The sequence below is a fragment of the Microbacterium sp. M28 genome (assembly GCF_025836995.1).
GTDB lineage: Bacteria > Actinomycetota > Actinomycetes > Actinomycetales > Microbacteriaceae > Microbacterium.
Genome location: NZ_CP107546.1, coordinates 348,864 through 368,220, shown reverse-complemented (window position 1 = coordinate 368,220; position 19,357 = coordinate 348,864). Strand labels below are relative to the sequence as shown.

At 68.1% G+C, this 19,357-nt stretch carries 11 protein-coding genes; 5 read left to right on the top strand and 6 right to left on the bottom strand.

Features of this window, described 5'->3' with window-relative positions; genetic code table 11:
- Positions 1 to 69: 69 nt before the first annotated feature.
- From OED01_RS01780 to OED01_RS01755, 6 genes are all read right to left on the bottom strand, one after another.
- Positions 70 to 1,080: a substrate-binding domain-containing protein gene (locus tag OED01_RS01780; protein WP_264156701.1), complete on the bottom strand. Its 1,011-nt coding sequence runs from the start codon at positions 1,078 to 1,080 to the stop codon at positions 70 to 72.
- Between the two features lie 180 nt (positions 1,081 to 1,260).
- A complete protein-coding gene (locus OED01_RS01775) occupies positions 1,261 to 2,802 on the bottom strand; it encodes a sugar ABC transporter ATP-binding protein (RefSeq protein WP_264156700.1) in 1,542 nt (513 codons plus the stop codon).
- Positions 2,802 to 3,821 (bottom strand): LacI family DNA-binding transcriptional regulator, encoded by a 1,020-nt coding sequence (locus OED01_RS01770; protein WP_264156699.1) that lies wholly within the window; start codon positions 3,819 to 3,821, stop codon positions 2,802 to 2,804. The genes OED01_RS01775 and OED01_RS01770 overlap by 1 nt, the downstream gene beginning before the upstream one ends.
- A 191-nt stretch (positions 3,822 to 4,012) precedes the next feature.
- The gene (locus OED01_RS01765) at positions 4,013 to 6,931 is read right to left on the bottom strand and encodes a beta-xylosidase family glycoside hydrolase (protein WP_264156698.1); all 2,919 of its coding nucleotides are present in this window, start codon (positions 6,929 to 6,931) and stop codon (positions 4,013 to 4,015) included.
- A gap of 70 nt (positions 6,932 to 7,001) precedes the next feature.
- A complete protein-coding gene (locus OED01_RS01760; RefSeq protein ID WP_264156697.1) occupies positions 7,002 to 9,395 on the bottom strand; it encodes a family 43 glycosylhydrolase in 2,394 nt (797 codons plus the stop codon).
- Between the two features lie 334 nt (positions 9,396 to 9,729).
- Positions 9,730 to 13,221 carry a family 43 glycosylhydrolase gene (locus tag OED01_RS01755; RefSeq protein ID WP_264156696.1) on the bottom strand — a complete coding sequence of 1,164 codons (3,492 nt, stop codon included), beginning with the start codon at positions 13,219 to 13,221 and terminating at the stop codon, positions 9,730 to 9,732.
- Positions 13,222 to 13,346: 125 nt separating this feature from the next.
- On the opposite strand from OED01_RS01755, the gene OED01_RS01750 reads away from it, so the two are divergent.
- The 5 genes from OED01_RS01750 (at position 13,347) to arfA (ending at position 19,285) form a co-directional block, all read left to right on the top strand.
- Positions 13,347 to 14,393, top strand: coding sequence for a LacI family DNA-binding transcriptional regulator (locus tag OED01_RS01750; RefSeq protein ID WP_264156695.1), 1,047 nt, complete (start codon positions 13,347 to 13,349; stop codon positions 14,391 to 14,393).
- Between the two features lie 146 nt (positions 14,394 to 14,539).
- Positions 14,540 to 15,877: an extracellular solute-binding protein gene (locus OED01_RS01745; protein WP_264156694.1), complete on the top strand. Its 1,338-nt coding sequence runs from the start codon at positions 14,540 to 14,542 to the stop codon at positions 15,875 to 15,877.
- Positions 15,874 to 16,821 (top strand): carbohydrate ABC transporter permease, encoded by a 948-nt coding sequence (locus tag OED01_RS01740; protein ID WP_264156693.1) that lies wholly within the window; start codon positions 15,874 to 15,876, stop codon positions 16,819 to 16,821. Before OED01_RS01745 ends, OED01_RS01740 begins: the two co-directional genes overlap by 4 nt.
- Entirely contained in the window at positions 16,821 to 17,732 is a 912-nt protein-coding gene (locus tag OED01_RS01735) for a carbohydrate ABC transporter permease (protein ID WP_264156692.1), read from the top strand. Before OED01_RS01740 ends, OED01_RS01735 begins: the two co-directional genes overlap by 1 nt.
- Before the next feature lie 29 nt (positions 17,733 to 17,761).
- Positions 17,762 to 19,285 (top strand): arabinosylfuranosidase ArfA, encoded by a 1,524-nt coding sequence (arfA, locus tag OED01_RS01730; RefSeq protein WP_264156691.1) that lies wholly within the window; start codon positions 17,762 to 17,764, stop codon positions 19,283 to 19,285.
- Positions 19,286 to 19,357: the final 72 nt, after the last annotated feature.

Here is a 19,357-nt window from a genome sequence, read left to right as displayed (position 1 = left end):
TTCGAAGATGGGATGCCGGGGCGGCGCAGGTCGCTGCGCCGCCCCGGCAGTCGATGCGATCGTGAGCGATCAGTACTTGCGGTCCGCGAGGACGGCCTGAGCGGCCTCCGCGGAGTCGAACGCCTCGCTCGGGACCACGATGTACGACTCGACCTCTTCGCCGGCGAGCGCCTTCTCGACGACCTCGAGGGCGGTCTCGCCGAACAGCGGGTTGTACTCGTGCACGTAGCTGAGCTGACCGTCGGCGAGCGCCTGCATGGCGTTCTTGGTGCCGTCGATCGTGGCGATCTTGACGTCGGTGCCGATCACGAGGCCGGCTTCTTCAGCGGCCTGCGCGGCTCCCAGACCCATCTCGTCGTTCTGGGCGAACACGAACTGGATGTCGTTGCTGTTGGCCTTCAGCATGGTCTCGAAGACGCTCTTGCCCTCTTCCGCCGACCAGTTCGCCGTCTGCGCGTCGACCTTGGTGAGCGCCGAGTCGCCGAGGCCCTCGTCGAAGCCCTCGTTGCGCTCGTTGACCACGCCGACGCCGGCCGGGCCTTCGAGCACGACGTAGTTGCCGCCGTCGGGGAAGGTCTCCGCCGCCCAGGCGCCGACCTCCTTCGCGACCTCGACGTTGTCGGGCGCGATGCGGGTGACATACAGGCTGTCGTCATCGGGCTCGATGCCGCGGTCCAGCAGGATCACCGGGATCTCGGCCTCCTGCGCACGCGTGAGCGAGTCCTCCCAACCGGATGCCTCGGTGGCGGACAGCAGGATGACATCCACGCCCTCGTCGACGAATCGCGTGAAGGCGTCGATCTGCGACTTCTGGTCGAGGTTGGTGGCGGGTGCGTACTTGAGCTCGTATCCGGCGTCCTCCGTGAAGGTGTCCTGGATGTTCTGCTCGTTGGCCTCACGCCATGCACCCTCGGGGCCGACGGCGACGAATCCGACGGTGGTCAGTTCGCCCGAGCCGCCGTCACCGGTCGAGCCCTCGGCGCCGCCGTTGTCGCCGGTCGAGCACGCGGCCAGACCGAATGCGAGGGCGCCGACGGCAGCCAGACCCAGAGCGGTGCGAATGCGCTTCTTCGCGGACATGTTTCTCCTCCTTGAGAGACCGAGGATCTCCCTCGGCTGCAGTGCGGGACCGGTCGTGGTCCCCTCTGTGATTGCGGACAGCTGGCGCGTGTCCTGACTGGATGTTACCGGGAACATTCCGTGGAACACAACACATTGCTCAAACCGTGACCTTTTGGACGTCCGGTCAGTGGTTACCGGTCACAGCGGACCCGCATCGCCGCGGTCGGCCGCGATCATCTCGACCACGGTGTCGACCGTGACGCCGGGGCCGTTGCTGAGTTCGCCGATCTTCTCGCGGTCCTTCAGCACGATGATCCGGTCGCTGAGGCGGACGACCTCCTCGAGTTCGGAAGAGATGAACACCACCGCGACGCCGTCTCCGGCGAGCTGGGCGATCCGCCGCTGGATGTCGAGCTTCACGGCGATGTCGATGCCGCGCGTCGGCTCGTCGAGGATCAGCACGTGCGGGCGCACCGCCAGCGCCCTGGCCAGCAGCACCTTCTGCTGGGTTCCGCCCGAGAGCAGCTGTGCCGGCCGGTCGAGGTCGGCGGGGTCCAGGTGCAGCGCCTCGACGTACGTGTCGATCAGCGCCGCCATCTCGGACGGAGACAGCGGACGCGACCAGCCGCGCATGGCCTGAAGCGAGAGCACGATGTTCTCCCTCGCCGTGAGCTCGGCGATGATCCCCTGCGTGCGGCGGTTCTCGGTCGTCATCGCGATGCGCTGTTTGAGCGCGGCAGATGGACTGCGCAGGTCCACCTTCGCCCCGTCGACCCAGATCTCTCCGCTGTCCGCGCGGACGGATCCGCTCAGCAGTGACGCCAGCTCGGTCCGCCCTGAGCCGCGCAGTCCCGCGACGCCGATGATCTCGCCGCGCATCAGATCGAGGTCGGTGCGGTCCATCTCGCCGCGACGCCCGATGCCGGTGGCCTGCAATGCCGGCATCCCGTCGGAGGCGTAGTGGTGGGCCTTGCGCTCGGATCTGAGCGCGCGCAGCCCCTCGATGTCCTTGCCCAGCATCTGCGAGATGAGATCGGCGCGCTCGATGTCGCGCGTGGAGTGCTCACCGATCCACCGGCCGCCGCGCAGCACGGTCATCCGGTCGCTGATCGCGAACGCCTGCTCGAGGAAGTGCGAGACGAACAGGATCGCCACGCCGCGTTCCCGCAGACTCCGGATCACGCGCATCAGCACGGCGACGTCGGCGGCGTCCAGGCTGGACGTCGGCTCGTCGAGCACGAGGACGCGCGGATCGTCGACGACCGCGCGGGCCAGCGCCACCAGCTGCTTCTGCGCCGGGGACAGCGTCAGCAGCGGGGTTCTCGGATCGAGGTCGTCCAGGCCGAGCCGCGCCAGGGCGTGCGCGGCGTCCTCGCGCGTGCGACGCCAGTCGATGCCGAGAAGGCCACGGCGCTCCCGGCCCAGCATGACGTTCTCGCCCACGCTGAGGTTCGGCGCGAGCTGGGTCTCCTGGAAGACGGTGGCGATCCCCGCCGCGCGGGCATCGGCGACACCGGCGAAACGACGCGGCTCCCCCGCGACCGTGACCGTTCCAGCGACCGGTGCGCACGTGCCGGTGAGCACGCCGATCAGCGTCGATTTGCCCGCGCCGTTCTCGCCCATGAGGGCGTGCACCTCGCCGGCGAAGAGCTGGAAGTCGACGTCGTCGAGCGCGCGGACCCCCGGGAAGTCCACTGTGATGCCCTCGAGCTCGACCAGCGGCTCGGCATCCGGAGCCATCAGCGCACCTCCCGGGGAGCCGCGGACGACGCGCGCGCGACGAGCTCGGTGGGGATGCGGGTAAGCGACGGGATCTCGCGCTCCTCGACGGCGGCGCGCAGCATCTCGACCACGGCGGAGCCGAGCGCGTGGAAGTCCTGCCGGACCGTCGTGAGCGGCGGCAGGAAGTGGCGCGCGAGCGGGATGTCGTCGAAGCCGACGACACTGAGGTCCTTCGGCACCTCGAAGCCCTTGTCGTTCAGACCGTGGATGAGCCCGATCGCCATGTCGTCGTTGGCGACGAAGATCGCGGTGTAGTCGGGCAGGCGGTTCAGGCCCATCGCGAAGTCGTAGGCGAAGTCCGCCGTCCAGTCGCCGACCACGATCGGCCGCTCGCGAATGCCCCACGACTTCGCCCTGCTGTGGAACGCGCGCTCTCGGGCGCGGGCGTCCAGCCAGTCCAGCGGGCCCGAGATGTGCAGGATGTCGCGATGCCCGAGGGCGACGAGATGATCGACCACGAGCGTGGTGCCGGCGTGCTGGTCGATCGAGACCGTCAGGAAGGTGGGGTCGGCGTCGGCCTTCACGACGAGCATCGGCACGCTCAGCGAGATGCGGCGCAGCGCAGCCACCGACGACGACCGCGGGGCGATCACGCACAGCGCGTCGACGCCCTGCGCGGCGAGGTTGTCCACGGCATCCTGCGGCGAGAGCGCATCGCCCTCGTGGAGTGCGACGGCCGTCACGGAGTAGTCCGCGGCGCGGGCGGCGAGCTCGACCGCGCGCAGGATGCTGGTCGGCCCGAACGCGACGGGGCTCTCGATGATCACGCCGATGCGGCGCGTGCGCTGCGTCGCCAGGGCGCGGGCGACGAGGTTCGGGCGGTAATCCAGCTCCTCGATCGCCTCGAGAACGCGCCTGCGGGTGTCCGGCTTGATGTTCGGGTGATCGTTCAGCACCCGCGACACGGTCATGTGCGAGACGCCCGCGATCACCGCGACCTGGCGGATATTGGGCTTGTCGGAGCCGACGTTCGCCATGGGCACCTCCGTCGGCCTCGCCTGGGGAGATGTTACCGAGCACAACGCGCGCGGCGCAATCGCGCGGGGTGGCGGTGTCGGCCGGCCGCGGCCCTTGCCGGAGAAATCCCCTCCGTCGGATGGATGCCGTGATCGGCGCCCGACGAAGGGGATTTCTCCGACGAACGGGCGCGAGCCCGCGTCGGGTCAGGTCAACCGCAGCTGGCAGCCTCCGTGGCCACGCGCTGCTCGACCTCGTGCCCGTCGATCACCGCGGTCACGACGATCTCCCCGGCCGGCACCTCCGCCCGCTTCGTGTTGATCGACGCGGACGCGCTCTCCCCCGCGGCGATCACGCCCAGATCCCGCGCACCGAACGGCGACGAGACCACGAACGACGCATCCGCATCAGACGAGTTCGTCACCGTCACCGTCTGCTTCACGAACTTCCCCGCCACGCACCGGTCGGTCACCTCGACCGAGAACGGGATCTCCGGGTCTGGCGCCGCAACGCGCAGCGTTCCCAGCCGTGCCAGCTGATAGCTCAGCGCGCGCTCCGGAGCGTCGATCTGGTTCTGGGTACCGAAGTCACCAGCCGCTTCGGCCTGTTCGAGAGCATCCTGCATCGCCGCCCAGGCCTCCGCCGGGTACTCGCGCTCTTCCAGTGAGCGAGCGTGGGCGATCGCGGCATCCAGATCCCCGGCATCCAGAGCCAGGCCCTGAGAGGTGAGGGTGTCGCTCAGGAGGAACTCGTCGAAGTCGACGTGCCCGCCGGCCTGCTTCGTGGCGTAGCTGAACAGGCCGACCCTGTGCCCCATGAAGTGCGTCAGGCTGCCGTCCAGTCGCAGCGGCCCGACCGGGTCGCCGAGCGTCGTCCAGGAGCGGCCGTCGAGGCTGTACGAGAACGTCGTGAACAGCTGGCCCGGCGAGCTCGCGAAATCGAGATCTGCCTTGAGGTGCACCTCGCTCTCGCCGAATTCCGCCGTGCTGCCCGTCACGAAGCTCTCGACCGCCGCCTGGTCGATGGATGCCGCGAACGGCTGCCCGCGGTGCACGACACCGACCGTGTTCACGCCGTCGATCCGTTTGACCGCGACGTAGGAGAAGTCCCGGTTGTAGGCCGCGAGCCCTGCGACGTCGCCGTCTTTCATGCCGGAGACGTCGAGCGTCGTCTCAACGGACTGCCGAGGACCGAAGGAGCGCTGCGACAGGGTGTTGCGCGCCTCCTCGAACCAGGTCAGCTCGCCGCCGTTGCGGTGCGCGTACGCGCCGGTGACGACCTTGCCGTTCGTGAGCCGGAGCCAGCCGTCGCGGTCCGTGAGCGACCAGTACCGGTTGTCGGGGGCGTGGTTCCACTCCCAGGCGAGGTCGAGATTCGACCCGTTGGGGGCGACCTCATCCGGATGCGGCGTCTCGACGACGGCAGGCCGACCGATCAGAGATGCATCGTCGATCGCGAAGTCCATCAGGTGCGTGGTCGGGTCCGCACCCGGATTCGGCGTCCAGGTCGTCTCGACGAAGAGCCGTACATCGTCGATCGGCTGCGTCGACGGGACGGTGAACGAACCGGTCAGCAGACCCCACTCGCCCCGTACGATGTCCGCCGCCGGAGTGACGTTCACGTACGTCGTGTTCCCTCCGCCGTACCGGGCAGTCATGACGAACGACCTCGTCGCCGGGCTCGCCGGGTTGTCGTACTTGACCCAGGCCGACACGTCGTAGGTGACGCCGTGCTGGAGCTTGGCGGTCACGTCCTGCGCGGGACCCGCGCCGGTCGTGGTGCGGCCCGTGACAGCCAGCGCCGAAGCGCCGCTGCGCGCATCCGTCGTCTTGGACAGCACGGCCGTGTCGTTCGCGATCCAGCCGGCGGTGCCGTCCGCTTCCGCGTCGGCATCGGCGAGGAGCTCGACGCCGATCAGCGACTCATCGAGTTCCGGCGGCTCGGGCAGTGTCCACTGCTCGTTCTGATACGCCTGGTGGGGCGCGTCATTGCGGAAGTCGTCCGAGGCGACGATGCTCTTCTGCTGCTCGAACAGCTCCTGCTCCGCGGTGAGCTGGATCGGCTTCGGGAACGCGCCATCGACGGGAACCACGCCGTCGTCACCGAACGTCGGCCAGCCCTCGCTCCAGGTCGCGGGGATCAGCGCGGGGATGCGCCCGATCGGGAACGTGTCGCGGAAGAAGAAGCCGTGCCAGTCATCGCCTCCTTCTCCGTTCGCCACCGGCACGAGGCTGCCCTGGGCGAAGCCGTTGGAGTTGAGCACGCCGCGGGACTCGTACGGAGCGGGAGCGCTCGCGAGATGCCCGAGGAGGTCCGTCGATCGGAACATCGCGACCTGCCTGCCGCTGCTCGGCCACGTGATCATGACCACGTAGTAGTACCCGTCGATGTAGAACGCCTGCGCGCCTTCGAAGAGACCGGTGCTGCCGACGTACGTCTCATCCGCGTATTCGCTGCGCGGGATGATGTTCGCGAAGTCCTGCTCGATCGCCGTGAGGTCCTGGTTCAGCCGGACGGCACTCACCCCGCCGTAGATGATGTACGGAGTGCCGCCGTTCGCGTCGTCGAAGAACAGCGACGGATCGTGCAGGCTGCGCCCCAGCGCCGTCCGCTCCCATGCCCCGTTCTCGATGTCGTCGGTGCGGTAGATGTAGGCGCCACCGAGGTTGAGCGAGTTGACCAGCACATAGTAGGTGCCGTCGTGATAGCGCAGCGAGGACGCCCACTGCCCCTGACCGTAGGAGTTCGCGCCGTTGCGCAAAGAGTAGGCGTCGCCGATGTCGAGCCGGTCGAAGACGTAGTTCACGATCTCCCAGTTGACGAGGTCGTACGACTTCATGATGGGCGCCCCTGGGCTCAGCTGCATCGTGGTGCTGATCATGTAATAGACGTCGCGGCCCTCGTCGCTCTCTGAGGCGGGCACGCGTTCGACGCTGACGTCGGGGACATCGGCGTTGAGTCCCGGCACACGATAGGTGCCGTCTCCATTGTCCGTCGACGTATAGGACGGGTCGGGGTTCCACTCGTCAGCCGCGTGGGCCGCGGCCGGGGGCGAGATGAGGCCGATGCCGGCGAGAATGCCGACGACGGCGAGCGAGGCGAGCTTCAGTGCTCGGAGGGGGATGGACACGTGTTCTCCTTCGAAGGCATGAGGGGGTGGGGGAGCCGGGGCCACTGCCCGGCTCCCCGTGGTGTCGTACTCAGCCGCAGCTGGCCGCCGGGGTCGCGACCTTCTGCTCGACCTGCACGGGCTCGCCATCGACCGTCGCGGTCGCGGTGACCGTCAGCTCACCGGCGGGAACCTGCGCCTGCTTGGTGTTGATCGACGCCGACGCGCTCGCACCCGAAACAACGGTCCCGAGGTCGCGATCGCCGAACATCGATGACACCGAGAACGCCGCATCCGCCTCGGAGTCGTTCGTCACCCGAACCGACTGCTTCACGAACTTGCCCGCGACGCAGCGATCCGTCACGTCGACCGAGAACGCGAGTGCAGGCGCGACGGCGGCCGGGGCGAACGCCCAGTTGTCGATCTCGGCGAGGTCGACATCCTCCTCTGTGCCCTCGGCGGCGGCGAAGACGAAGAACACGTCGTGCTCTCCGGTCGCACCGGTGACCTCGGCCTGCACGTCGGTCCATTCGCCGGCCGAGCCGTCGAGCGGAAGCTCGGCGACGACCGGACCGTCGACGTCGTCCAGGCGCACCTGGATGCTCGTTCCGTCGACGAGCGGCTTCACGCGTGCCGACACCGTCGCGGCGCCATCGCCGAAATCGACGCCTGCGATGCCGGTGAAGTCGCCGCCATCGACGCCGGCCAGCACCATGTTGCCGCCGCCGTTGTGCTCGGCGAACTCGACCGAAGCCGCCTCGGTCGGCGCCGTCGTGATCCCGAGCTGCCAGGCGAGCGTCTCGGCTTCGAAGGTGCGGTACGGGTCGAAGGCCTCCACCTGCTCGACACCCGCACGCGTGCCCTGGATCGGCTTGATCGTGCCGTCCTCGTTGAACTCGAGCTTGTCGATGTGCACCGAGCGATATCCCTGCGTCGCCCCCGGCGTGCCGAGTGCTGCTGCCCACGCCGCTCCCCTCGTCTGCGCGTGATACGTGAAGTAGGTCTCGCCCTTGAACGTGAACATGTCGGAGTGGTTGTTGCCGCCGTTACCCGCGCCGAAGTGGACCGCCGGGTTCTGGAAGGCCACACCCGCGTACTCCGCCGATGTCAGATCCATCGGATCGTCCGTCATCATGTACGCGATCGCGCCGCGCTCGGGGTACTCCCCCGGCACCTCGTTCACCTGGAAATTCGAGGAGTACGAGTAGTAGTACTTGTCGCCGTGCTTGAACATGCTCGACGCCTCGAAGATGCCGGGTGCGTCGATCTCGACCGGATCGCCGTCGAGTGTGACCATGTCGTCCTGCAGCTTCGCCACACGGGTGGACTTGGGATTCTGCGGCCCCTGCTGGTTCGGGCTCGTGCCGATCACCGAGTTGCCGCCGAAGTAGAGGTAGCCCTGACCGTCGTCGTCGATGAACACTTCGGGATCGAACAGCCACATCCCGGCCGGGAAGCCGCCGTTCGCGATGTATTCCGGCGATACCGTGTCCGGAATGATCTTCTTGCCCAGCGGGTCCTCCCACGGGCCGAGCGGAGAACCGCCGACGACGACCGCTGTCCCGGTGCCGCTGTCGCAGAAGTACAGGTAGACCTTCCCGTCCTTCTCGATCGCGGCGGGCGCCCAGGAGTTCCGCGCCCAGGGCGCAGCTCCGCCTTCACGGGCGATCGGCACCGCGCCGTGGTCGACCCAGTTGACCATGTCACTGGTGGACATGACGTTCAGCCGCGTGATGCCGCCGTAGCCGTTCGACTGCGTCGGAAGGCCGTTGGCGTCCTTGCTGTTCAGCTCGTACTGCTGCGTGTCATCGGTCGAGTAGATGTACAGACGACCGTTGTAGACGAGGTGATGCGGGTCCGCGCCGAACTTGTGGCCGACGAGCGGGTTGTGGTCGCCGATCGGCTTCGTCTGCACCTGCTCGAGGCTCGAGTACTCGGGCGCGGGCGGCGCGTCGGCGATCTTCACCAGCGACACCTCGTCGACCTGGAAATCCTGCAGCGCGTTCGATCCCCACGGCGTCTCGACGAAGAGCCAGTCGGCTCCGGCGTGCCTCGCCTCGGCCGTGAACTCCCGCGAGAACGTGCCCCATTCGCCCTTCGTGAAGCTCTGGCCGTAGTCCGCGCATCCGTTGAAGTTCGCCGGGCAGAACGTGAAGTTGAACTGCTGCGCGTCCGCCCCCTCGGTGTACTTGAGCTTGCCGGTCATCCGATACGACGCACCGAGCTCGAGCTTGCCCGTCACGCTCGCGAAGGGTCCGGACTGGGTGTTCTCCCGCGCAGTCGTCAGCAGCGAGAACGCTCCGCTCGCGGCATCCGAGGAGAGCTGGAGGGTGCCACCGCGTGTGTTCGTCCACCCGCTCGAGTCCGCCACGAAGCGACCATCGGGCAGGAGGTTCCCCGGGATCGCTGGCGTCTCCTCCGCCGCCAGTTGCGCCGCGCCGACCGGAGCCGCGTTGGCCTCGTCGCCGGCGGCGACGACGGACATCGATGACGCGATGAGCGCGGCCGCGCCCATAAACGCGGTCGCGATCCGGAGAGACTTCTCCCTCGTTCGCGCACCCTTGAGTTGCTGTGCTGATGTCACGGTCTGCACTCCTTCGTATGATCGACCGCCATGCCGGCACGATGTTGTGCCGACGCCCGGATGTTACCGGTATCAATCCATCGGGAGCAAGAGTTTCGGAACTATCGGCAGAACTATCGGACGCCCGCGACATCCCCAGAACCGGAGAAATCCCCTCCGCCGGATGGATGCCGTGATCGGCGTCCGACGAAGGGGATTTCTCCGACGAACGGGCGCGAGCCCGCGTCGAGTCAGGTCACCCGCAGCTGGCAGCCTCCGTGGCCACGCGCTGCTCGACCTCGCGCCCATCGACCACCGCGGTCACGACGATCTCCCCAGCCGGCACCTCCGCCCGCTTCGTGTTGATCGACGCCGACGCGCTCTCCCCCGCAGCGATCGTGCCCAGATCCCGCGCACCGAACGGCGACGAGACCACGAACGACGCATCCGCGTCGGACGAGTTCGTCACGGTCACGGTCTGCTTCACGAACTTCCCCGCCACGCAGCGGTCGGTCACCTCGACCGAGAACGAGGGCGCGACGGTCACGGTGACCGAGACGTTCCGGTTCTCCGGTGCCACCTCTTCGGCGGATTCCTGGTCGAGCACCGGCATCCCGTCGGCCGAGAAGTGCACGCGACGGACAAACATGTCGCGTCCGGTCAGACCGTTGTGGTCGGTACGCGCGTGGAACACGTACAGCAGATTGCCGTCCTCGTCGGACGACCACATGCCGTGGCCGGTTCCCAGTTGCCACTCGCCGTTGAACATTCCGGACTTCTGCACCGGATAGTTGAGCTTGGTCCAGGATGCCGGGTCGGCGAGGTCCGCACCCGCACCCGCCGTGGCCGTCGCGAGCCCGGTCGTGTACGTGTCGCCCACGGTCGATCCGGAGTACAGCAGGTAGAGCGTGCCGTCGCGTTCGAGCACGTTCGGCCCTTCGGCGATCGTGTTGTCCCATGCGTACTCGGGGGCGAGGATCCGCACCGGTTCGGTCGTCAGGCGGGTCGGATTCGCCGGGTCAACCTCGGCGAGATAGATCGCGCCGAGCATCTGCCAGGCGTAGTACGACTTCCCGGAGTCCTGGAAGAACGTCATGTCCAGCGAGATCTGCTGCACCGGGTTCAGGATGCCGCCATCCGCGCGCACGACCGGCTCGGCCTTGGACCAGTTCGCCGGGACAGCCGGGTCGAGGTCGTTGCCCTGCGCATCCTTCTGCAGCTGGATGATGCTCGCGCGGCCCGTCCACATGTCCGGTCGACCACTGTCGCCGTCGTAGCAGGGCATGAACAGGATCGACAGCTTCCCGTCGATCACGTGGAATTCGGGCGCCCAGAAGCATCCGGTCATGGCCTCGCCCGCGGCATCCAGATCCCCCGCCTTCAGCAGGTCGATCTCGACGTTGCGGCCGGCGGCGATCGCATCATCCGAGAGGTCGTCGATGGTGTCCGCGATGCGGATCGGCATGTGCGGCCCGTTGGCTGGATCGACCGGGTTGAGGTTGAGGTCCTCGGTCGCGATCATCAGAAAGGTGACCTCGCCGTTCGCCTCGTAGCGGAACACCGAGGGGTCGGCCCGCTCGTCCGCGAACGGAGTCGGGTACTCGGGCTGTTTGACGACTCCGGTGACGGTGTACTCCCCCGGCACGGACGTGTCGACGGCCGCGAGCTCGTCTGCGTTCCACGCGATCGCGCGTGTCGCCTCGGATCCGTCGCTGTAGCCGAGTCCGACGCGCTCCGGCAGATCGGATGCCGAGATCGCATCGCCCTGCGCCACCGTCACGCCGTCGAGCGCCTTCGCGCTGGTGTTCGAGATCGGGCCGAAGCGCACCTGCAGCTTCTCGGCCGTCTCCGTCGGGATCGGCGGGGCGTTGCCGGTGGCGTAATCGGCGACCCCTGCTGCCGACGTACCAGCGGCGGCCGCGATCGTCCCGCGGCGCACGTCACCGCGGGTGCTCTCGTCCGCCAGATCGGCGAAGGTCGTGTAGTTGCTGACGCCGGAGTCGCTCGTCCAGTTGACGACATAGCGCTGAGCGGCGGAATCCCACACGGATGCCGGGTCGTTCACGCCGTCCGTGACACCGAGATCCAGCATCCCGACCTCCGTGTACGAGAGCAGGTCGTCGGTGCGTGCGAAGAGCACCGACGACGCCTGCGTGCCGTCCGATGCGCCGCCGCGGGCGACCCGGGTGGCGACGATGCCGTAGCCGCCGTCGGCCAGCGCGAACAGATGCGGGTCGCGGAGGCTGCGGATCAGCGACTCCGACGGACCGTTCGCGGGCACGGGCTCCGACGTCTTCGGGAAGAAGATGCCGTAGTTCTCATTCAGCGGCGCCCAGCCGTCGGCGCCGGCGAGCGCGAGGTGCATGCTCAGCGCGACATCGGCGTTGTTGGCCTCGGTCTCGCTCGTGGGCGCGCGGCTGTAGGCGAGCAGGTCGACGGATGCCGAGGCCGGCAGCACCGTGACGGCGAAGCGCCGAGGGATGACCGTGCCGGTGGACTCATCGGTGACGGCAACCTCGATCTCGGCCGGGACTGCGGCACCGCCTGAGACAGAGATCGTGCCGTCGGCGACGGTCACGCCGTCACCCGCGACCTCCGTGACGGCGACCGAAGTCCCGGCAGGGGCCTCGGGCAGCGCACCGCCCGACGCGACGACGGGGGCGATGACGAATTGCTCGGCGAGTCGCTCGGCGCGCTCGGCGTCGTTCAGCGTCGACGGCTCGACCGTGACGGTGATCGTCCGGCTCGCGGACTGTCCGCGCACCGACGCCGTCGCGGTGAGCTCGACGTCGATCGGGGCCTGGCCGGCCAGTGGCGGTGTGACAGTGCCGTCGGTTGCGACGACCTCGGGGTGGGATGACATCCAGGAAACCTCTCCTCCTGCTGTGGGCAAACTGATGTGATCGCTGGTGGTGATGTCAGCGAGATCGAGAGCGTCGATCACGGCCTGCGCCTGCGCCTGCAGCTCGGCGGCGTGCACCGCGGCATCCGCGTCGGTGACGGCGGCGACCTCGGTGTCGGCGAGCGCGCGGTCGTAGACGCGGAAGGCCGAGATCTCGCCCTGGAACAGGGCGTCGGGCCAGGGCGAGCGGCCGATGGCGTTGAGCGACTGGTCCGCGACGTCGCCGGGGACGAATCCGACTTCCCGCGAGGCGACGCGCGCGCCGTCCAGGTAGAGCGACAGGGTGCCCTCGGATGCCGTGACGGTGACGTTTACCCACTGATCGGCCGTCACACCGCACGACGTCGACGCGGCGAGCTGCTCGACGCCGGCGGACTTGATGCCCGCGAGCGGGGCGCGTCCGAAACCGCAGTTCAGCGAGGCGAAGAAGTACTCCGTGGCGGAGGCGTCGTTGCCGATGCTCCACAGGAAGTGGAACGAGTTCAGCATCGCCGCAGTGGCCTTGACCTCGGCGGTGACGGTCGCGGCGCGCGCTCCCGGGAGCAGGTCGTCCGGCAGCTCGACCCAGGTACCGGTGGCTTTGTCCCCGCCGCGCAGCGTCAGGCCGGCATCGGTCCAGTCGGCGGGTTCGGCGTTGTGCACGACGGCGGCGCCGAGTGCGGCATCCGGTGCGTTGTTCGGGATGCTGTCGCCGACTGCGGTGGTGAAGTCGTAGGCGACGACGAGGCCGTCGGTGGGCGCTCCGGTGGCCGCGAGCGCGGCAGGGGCGACGAGCGCCCCCAGGACCACGGAACAGGCGGCGGCCAGGGCGACCGCCATCGGTCCCCTGCGGTGAATGGTGGGCATTCTCACTCTCCTCTGAGTGGTCTGCGGCGCGGGGCGCCGCGACGTCACGCCGACGTTACCGGTAACTCGACCGATTCTACAACGTTGTACTTGCGACGGGCGGCCCCACCATTAGGCTGGCCCGCATGACAGCGACGACGCCGACGCGCGCGACGATGAAGGACGTCGCCGCGCTCGCCGGCGTCTCGCCCAAGACCGTCTCGAACGTCGTCACCGGAACCGTGGCGGTCCGCGAGGAGACGAAGGCCAGAGTCGAAGCGGCCATGGTCGAACTCGACTTCGTCCCGAATCTCAGCGCCAGGGGGCTCCGCCAGGGACGTTCGGGGATCATCGCGCTCGCGCTGCCCGATCTCGCGACGGCGTACTCGGCCGAGCTCGTGCACCGCATCGTCGAGGCCGCCCACGAGCGCGGACTCGCGGTGCAGATAGAGGAGACCGCGTCCGATCCGGCACGCGAGAAGGAACTGCTCTCGCGCGCACGCGCGCATCTCGTCGACGGGCTGATCCTGAACCCCATCCGCCTTGAGGACAGCGTGATCCGCTACGCGGACCGCCTGCCGCCGATCGTCGTGATCGGCGAGGTCGAGCAGCACCGCGCCGACCAGGTGCGCATCGACAGCCGACTGGCCGCCGCCGACGCAGCCCGCCATGTCATCGCACGCGGCGCGCGCCGGATCGCGGTCGTCGGTGCGGACGACCGCGGCGAGGTCGCCACCGCGACGAGCCGGCTGCGTCTCGAAGGCGTCCACGACGCGCTCCGCGAGGCAGGCCTGCCGCGCGACCCCGCACTCGAGGTGAACCGTCTTCCCTGGTCGATGGCGGCGGGCGCCGACGGCATGAAGGAGATCCTCGCGCGACGGGTGCCGTTCGACGCCGTCGTCGCGTTCACGGACTCGATGGCCGCCGGGGCGCTGCACACCCTGCACGACCACGGAATCGACGTCCCCGGCGACGTGATCGTCACCGGCTTCGACGACGTCGAGTTCTCGCAGTTCACCTCGCCGTCCCTCACGACGATCGCCTTCGATCGCGGCGCTTTCGCGCAGGCGACGCTCGGACTGCTGCAGACCCGCATGGACGACCGGACCTCGGCGCCTCGTTCCCTGACGCTGTCGCATCGGGTCCTGGAGCGCGCGAGCACAGCACCCAGGCCCGCGGGCCACCAGCCCTGAGCACGGCGTCGCGCCCTGCCGGGGCACGTCTTTCCGGGGCATTCGGATCCGGTTCTGGACGATTGCTTGCGCACGGGATTACCACGATGTAATGATGAGACCGCCCGATCCAACGAAGCAACGACGACTGTCACGAAGGAGTGACGATGACTCCCCCGCTCGACCTGTCCCGAAGGCAGTTCCTGGCTGCCGCATCCGTGGCCGCCGGCACGGCGCTGCTCGCCGGCTGTGCACCAGGCACCTCCGCCGGTTCCCCCGCCCAGACCCTCCAGTTCTGGCATCTGCTCTCCGGCGGCGACGGCGTCACCATGACGTCGCTGCTCGACGGCGTGAACAAGGCCCAGGATGCGTACGCGATCCGTCCGACCGTCCTCGCCTGGGGCACGCCGTACTACACGAAGCTCGCCATGGCCGGCGCCGGCGGACGCGCACCGGACGTCGCGATCATGCACGCGACCCGCACGGTCGGCTGGGCGCCGGGCGGTCTCCTCGACACGTGGGACATCGACAAGCTCGCCGAACTCGGCGTGGACAGCTCCACGTTCCCGAAGCCGATCTGGGAGAAGGGCTTCGTCGGCGAGGGGATGTACAGCATCGCCCTCGACGCGCATCCATTCGTCCTGATGTTCAACACCGACATCTGCGACGCGGCCGGGGTGCTCGAGTCCGACGGGTCGCTCACGCCGACCTCGTCGCCCGAGGAGTATCTCGACCAGCTGCGCACGATCGCCGGCTCTTCCGGCGAGCACGCCCTCTCGTACGGCTACCTCGGCGACGGCGCGCAGATGTGGCGCCTCTTCTACGGCCTCTACGCGCAGCACGGTCTCGAGATCGAGCTCCCCGTCGGCGGCAAGGCCGTGATCGACAAGGATGCCGCGGTCGAGGTCCTCACCTTCATGCAGTCCCTGCTCGACGGCGAGATCGCCAACACCCAGGCCGACTACGGCACCGCGGTGGCCGAGTTCGCCTCGGGCAAGAGCGGCATGTTCATGACCGGCGTCTGGGAGCTGAGGACCATGCAGGGCGCCGGCATCCCGTTCGATGCGACCATGATCCCCGCGCTGTACGGGCAGCAGGCGGTCTACGCGGACTCGCACTCGTTCGTGCTTCCGCATCAGACCAACGCCGACCCGGTCCGGCGCGATCTGACCTACCAGTTCGTCGCCGACATGCTGAAGGGTTCGTTCGGGTGGGCTGAGGCCGGGCACATCCCCGCCTACCTGCCCGTCACCGAGTCGCCGGAGTACGACGATCTCGTGCCGCAGGCGAACTACGCCGAAGCGGCACAGCACGTCGTGTACGACCCGATCGCCTGGTTCACCGGCTCCGGATCGAACTTCCAGAGCGAGTTCGGCGCCGCCGTCCAAGGCGTGCTCCTCTCCGGCGATGACCCCGCCGCCGCCATCGACCGCTTCGAGTCGCGAGTGAACACGATGCTCGCGCAGCCCAACCCGGCCGACCCCGAAGGGACGTGGAAGCCATGACCACCACCGCCTCCTCGTCCACGCGGGTGATCGTGACCGGCAAGAAGGCCGACCACCGCGCACGCCAGTCCGTGCCGGCCAAGCGCGAGCAGCTGATCAGCTGGGCCTTCCTGACGCCCTTCCTGATCGCCTTCCTGCTCTTCCTCATCTGGCCCATCGTCCACGGCATCTACCTGAGCTTCACCGACCAGTCCCTGACCGGCGCAGGCGGATCGCTCATCGGATTCGCGAACTACGCCGAAGCCCTCACCGATCCGGTCATGTGGCAGTCGCTGTGGAACACGGTCTGGTTCACACTGCTGTCCACCGTTCCCCTCGTGCTGATCGCCCTGATCATGGCGGCTCTCGTCGACCGCGGCCTCCCCGGCCAGTGGCTGTGGCGCCTGTCGTTCTTCATGCCGTATCTGCTGGCGTCGACCGTCATCTCGCAGATCTGGGTCTGGATCTTCAACCCGCAGATCGGTGCGGCCAACAACATCCTCAAGGCCGTCGGACTCGAGCCGATCGCCTGGCTGCAGAATCCCGACACGAACATGATCTCGATCGTGATCGCGACGGTGTGGTGGACGGTCGGGTTCAATTTCCTGCTCTACCTGGCGGCGATGCAGAACATCCCGCCGCAGCAGTACGAGGCCGCCTCGCTCGACGGCGCAGGCGCATGGCGGCAGTTCTGGTCGATCACGCTTCCGCAGCTGGGCCCGGCCACCGTGCTGATCCTCATCCTGCAGATCCTGGCGTCCCTGAAGCTGTTCGATCAGGCGTACCAGATGCTCGGTGGTGTCGCGAGCGACACCACCCGGTCGATCGTCCAGTACATCTACGAGGCCGGATTCGTCAGCTACCGGTTCGGATATTCGGCAGCCATCTCCTACGTGTTCTTCGCAATCATCGTCATCATCGGCGTCGCCCAGGCTCTGGTCATGCGCCGCCGGAAGGAGCAGTGATGTCCACCGCAACTCTCTCTCCGACCGAGACGATCACGGTCGCGAAGCCCGGCCGCGCTCGCCGTTCGCACCTTCCGGGGCAGAAGCCCTTCGGTGCGCTGCGCGTCACCGCCTTCATCGTCCTGCTGCTGATGGCCGTCGGCTGGCTGCTGCCGTTCCTGTGGGCGGTCGCCACCGCCTTCAAGACCGAGACGGATGCCGCATCCGGAGACGCCTCCTGGATCGGCGCCTCCGGTCCGACGGTCGAGGCCTTCGTCGCCATCCTGTCCCAGGGCAACGTCTACATCTGGGCGTTCAACAGCCTGTGGAGCTCCGTCGCCGTGACGGTGATCACGCTCGCGATCTCGGCTCTGGCCGCCTACGCGTTCTCACGGCTCGACTTCACCGGACGCAAGTGGCTGTTCGCCGTGATCATCGCGTCGATCGTCGTGCCGCCGCAGGTGCTGATCATCCCGCTGTTCTACCAGATGCTCACGTTCAACATGATCGACACCTACTGGGGTCTGATCCTGCCGCAGGTCGTGGCGCCGGCGATGGTGTTCATCCTGAAGCGGTTCTTCGACGCCATCCCGATCGAGCTCGAGGACGCCGCACGCGTGGACGGCGCGAGCCGGCTGCGGATCTTCTGGTCCATCGTGCTGCCGCTGTCCCGGCCGATCCTGGCATCCGTCGCCATCTTCGTGTTCATCGGCGCCTGGAACAACTTCCTCTGGCCGTTCCTCGTCGTCAACGACACGACCCTGATGACGCTCCCGGTGGGTCTTCAGACCGTGATCAGCGCCTACGGCGTCCAGTACGCACAGGTCATGGCGCAGGCGGTGCTCGCGGCGCTTCCGCTGATCATCGTGTTCATCATCTTCCAGAAGCAGATCGTCAAGGGCGTCGCGACCAGCGGCTTCGGCGGTCAGTGATCCCCGCTCAGAGACCAACGAGGAGAGCAATGTCCCAGGCCCGCATCACCATCGACCGCGACTTCACGATCGCCGACGTGCCCCGCAGGCTCTTCGGATCGTTCGTGGAGCACATGGGGCGCTGCGTGTACACCGGCATCTATGAGCCGGGGCACCCGCAGGCGGACGAACGCGGCTTCCGCCGTGACGTCCTCGCCCTGGTGCGCGAGATGGGGCCGACCGTGGTCCGCTACCCGGGCGGCAACTTCGTCTCGGGGTACAACTGGGAGGACGGCGTCGGGCCGGTGTCCGAGCGCCCGGTGCGCATGGACGGCGCGTGGCACACGATCGAGACCAACGCGTTCGGGCTGCACGAGTTCGTCGACTGGGCCCGCGAAGCCGAGGTCGAGATCATGGAGGCCATCAACCTCGGCACCCGCGGTGTCGACGAGGCCCGCGCGCTGGTCGAGTACGCGAACCACCCCGGTGGCACGTACTGGTCGGATCTGCGCCGGAGAAACGGTGCCGCCGACCCGTTCGACATCAAGCTGTGGTGCCTGGGCAACGAGCTCGACGGCCCGTGGCAGATCGGCCACAAGACGGCGTCCGAGTACGGCCGGCTGGCGCAGGAGACGGCGAAGGCGATGAAGCTCGTGGACGACTCGATCGAGCTCGTCGCGGTCGGGTCCTCGAACCGGCAGATGCCGACGTTCGGATCGTGGGAGCACACCGTCCTCACGCACGCCTACGACGAGGTGGACTACATCTCGATGCACGCGTACTACCAGGAGCACGACGGCGATGCGGAGTCGTTCCTCGCCGAGGCCGTGGAGATGGATGCCTTCATCGACGGCGTCGTCGCCACGATCGACGCGGTCAAGGCAGCGGGCAAGCACACCAAGCAGGTCGACATCTCGTTCGACGAGTGGAACGTCTGGTACCAGCGCGGCCTGGACACCGAGGACCAGCCGCACCAGGTCTCCAAGTCGTGGCGCACCCACCCGCGCCTGATCGAGGACACCTACTCGGTGACGGATGCCGTGGTCGTGGGCACGTTCCTCAACAGCCTGCTCCGGCACGGCGATCGGGTGCGTATCGCGAACCAGGCGCAGCTGGTCAACGTCATCGCGCCGATCCGCTCGGAGGAGGGCGGTGCTGCCTGGCGGCAGACGAGCTTCTGGCCGTTCGAGCGCATGGCACGACTCGCGAAGGGCCGCATCCTGCGCCTCGCCGTCAACGCGTCGCAGATCAGCACGAAGCGCTACGGGGACGTGGATGCCGTGGACGCCGCGGCGACGTACGACGAGGAGACAGGCCGCGTCGTGGTGTTCGTCGCGAACCGGTCGCTGGAGACGTCCAACGACCTCACCCTGGACCTGCGCGGCTTCGGCGACCTGCGGATCGCGAGCGCCGAGACGCTCACGATCCCGGAGGGCGGCGACCGCCACACCGCGAACCTGGAGACCGCTCCTGATCGCGTGGGGATGGTGCCGCTGGCCGGCGCCGAGGTCGTCGACGGCGCCGTTCGCGCCACGCTTCCGCCGCTGTCCTGGTCGGTGATCGAACTCGCGTAGCCCCGCTTCCGCCCACTCAGGTCGCGATTTCTGTCACTGAATGCGTCGTTTAGCGACAGATTTCGCGACCTG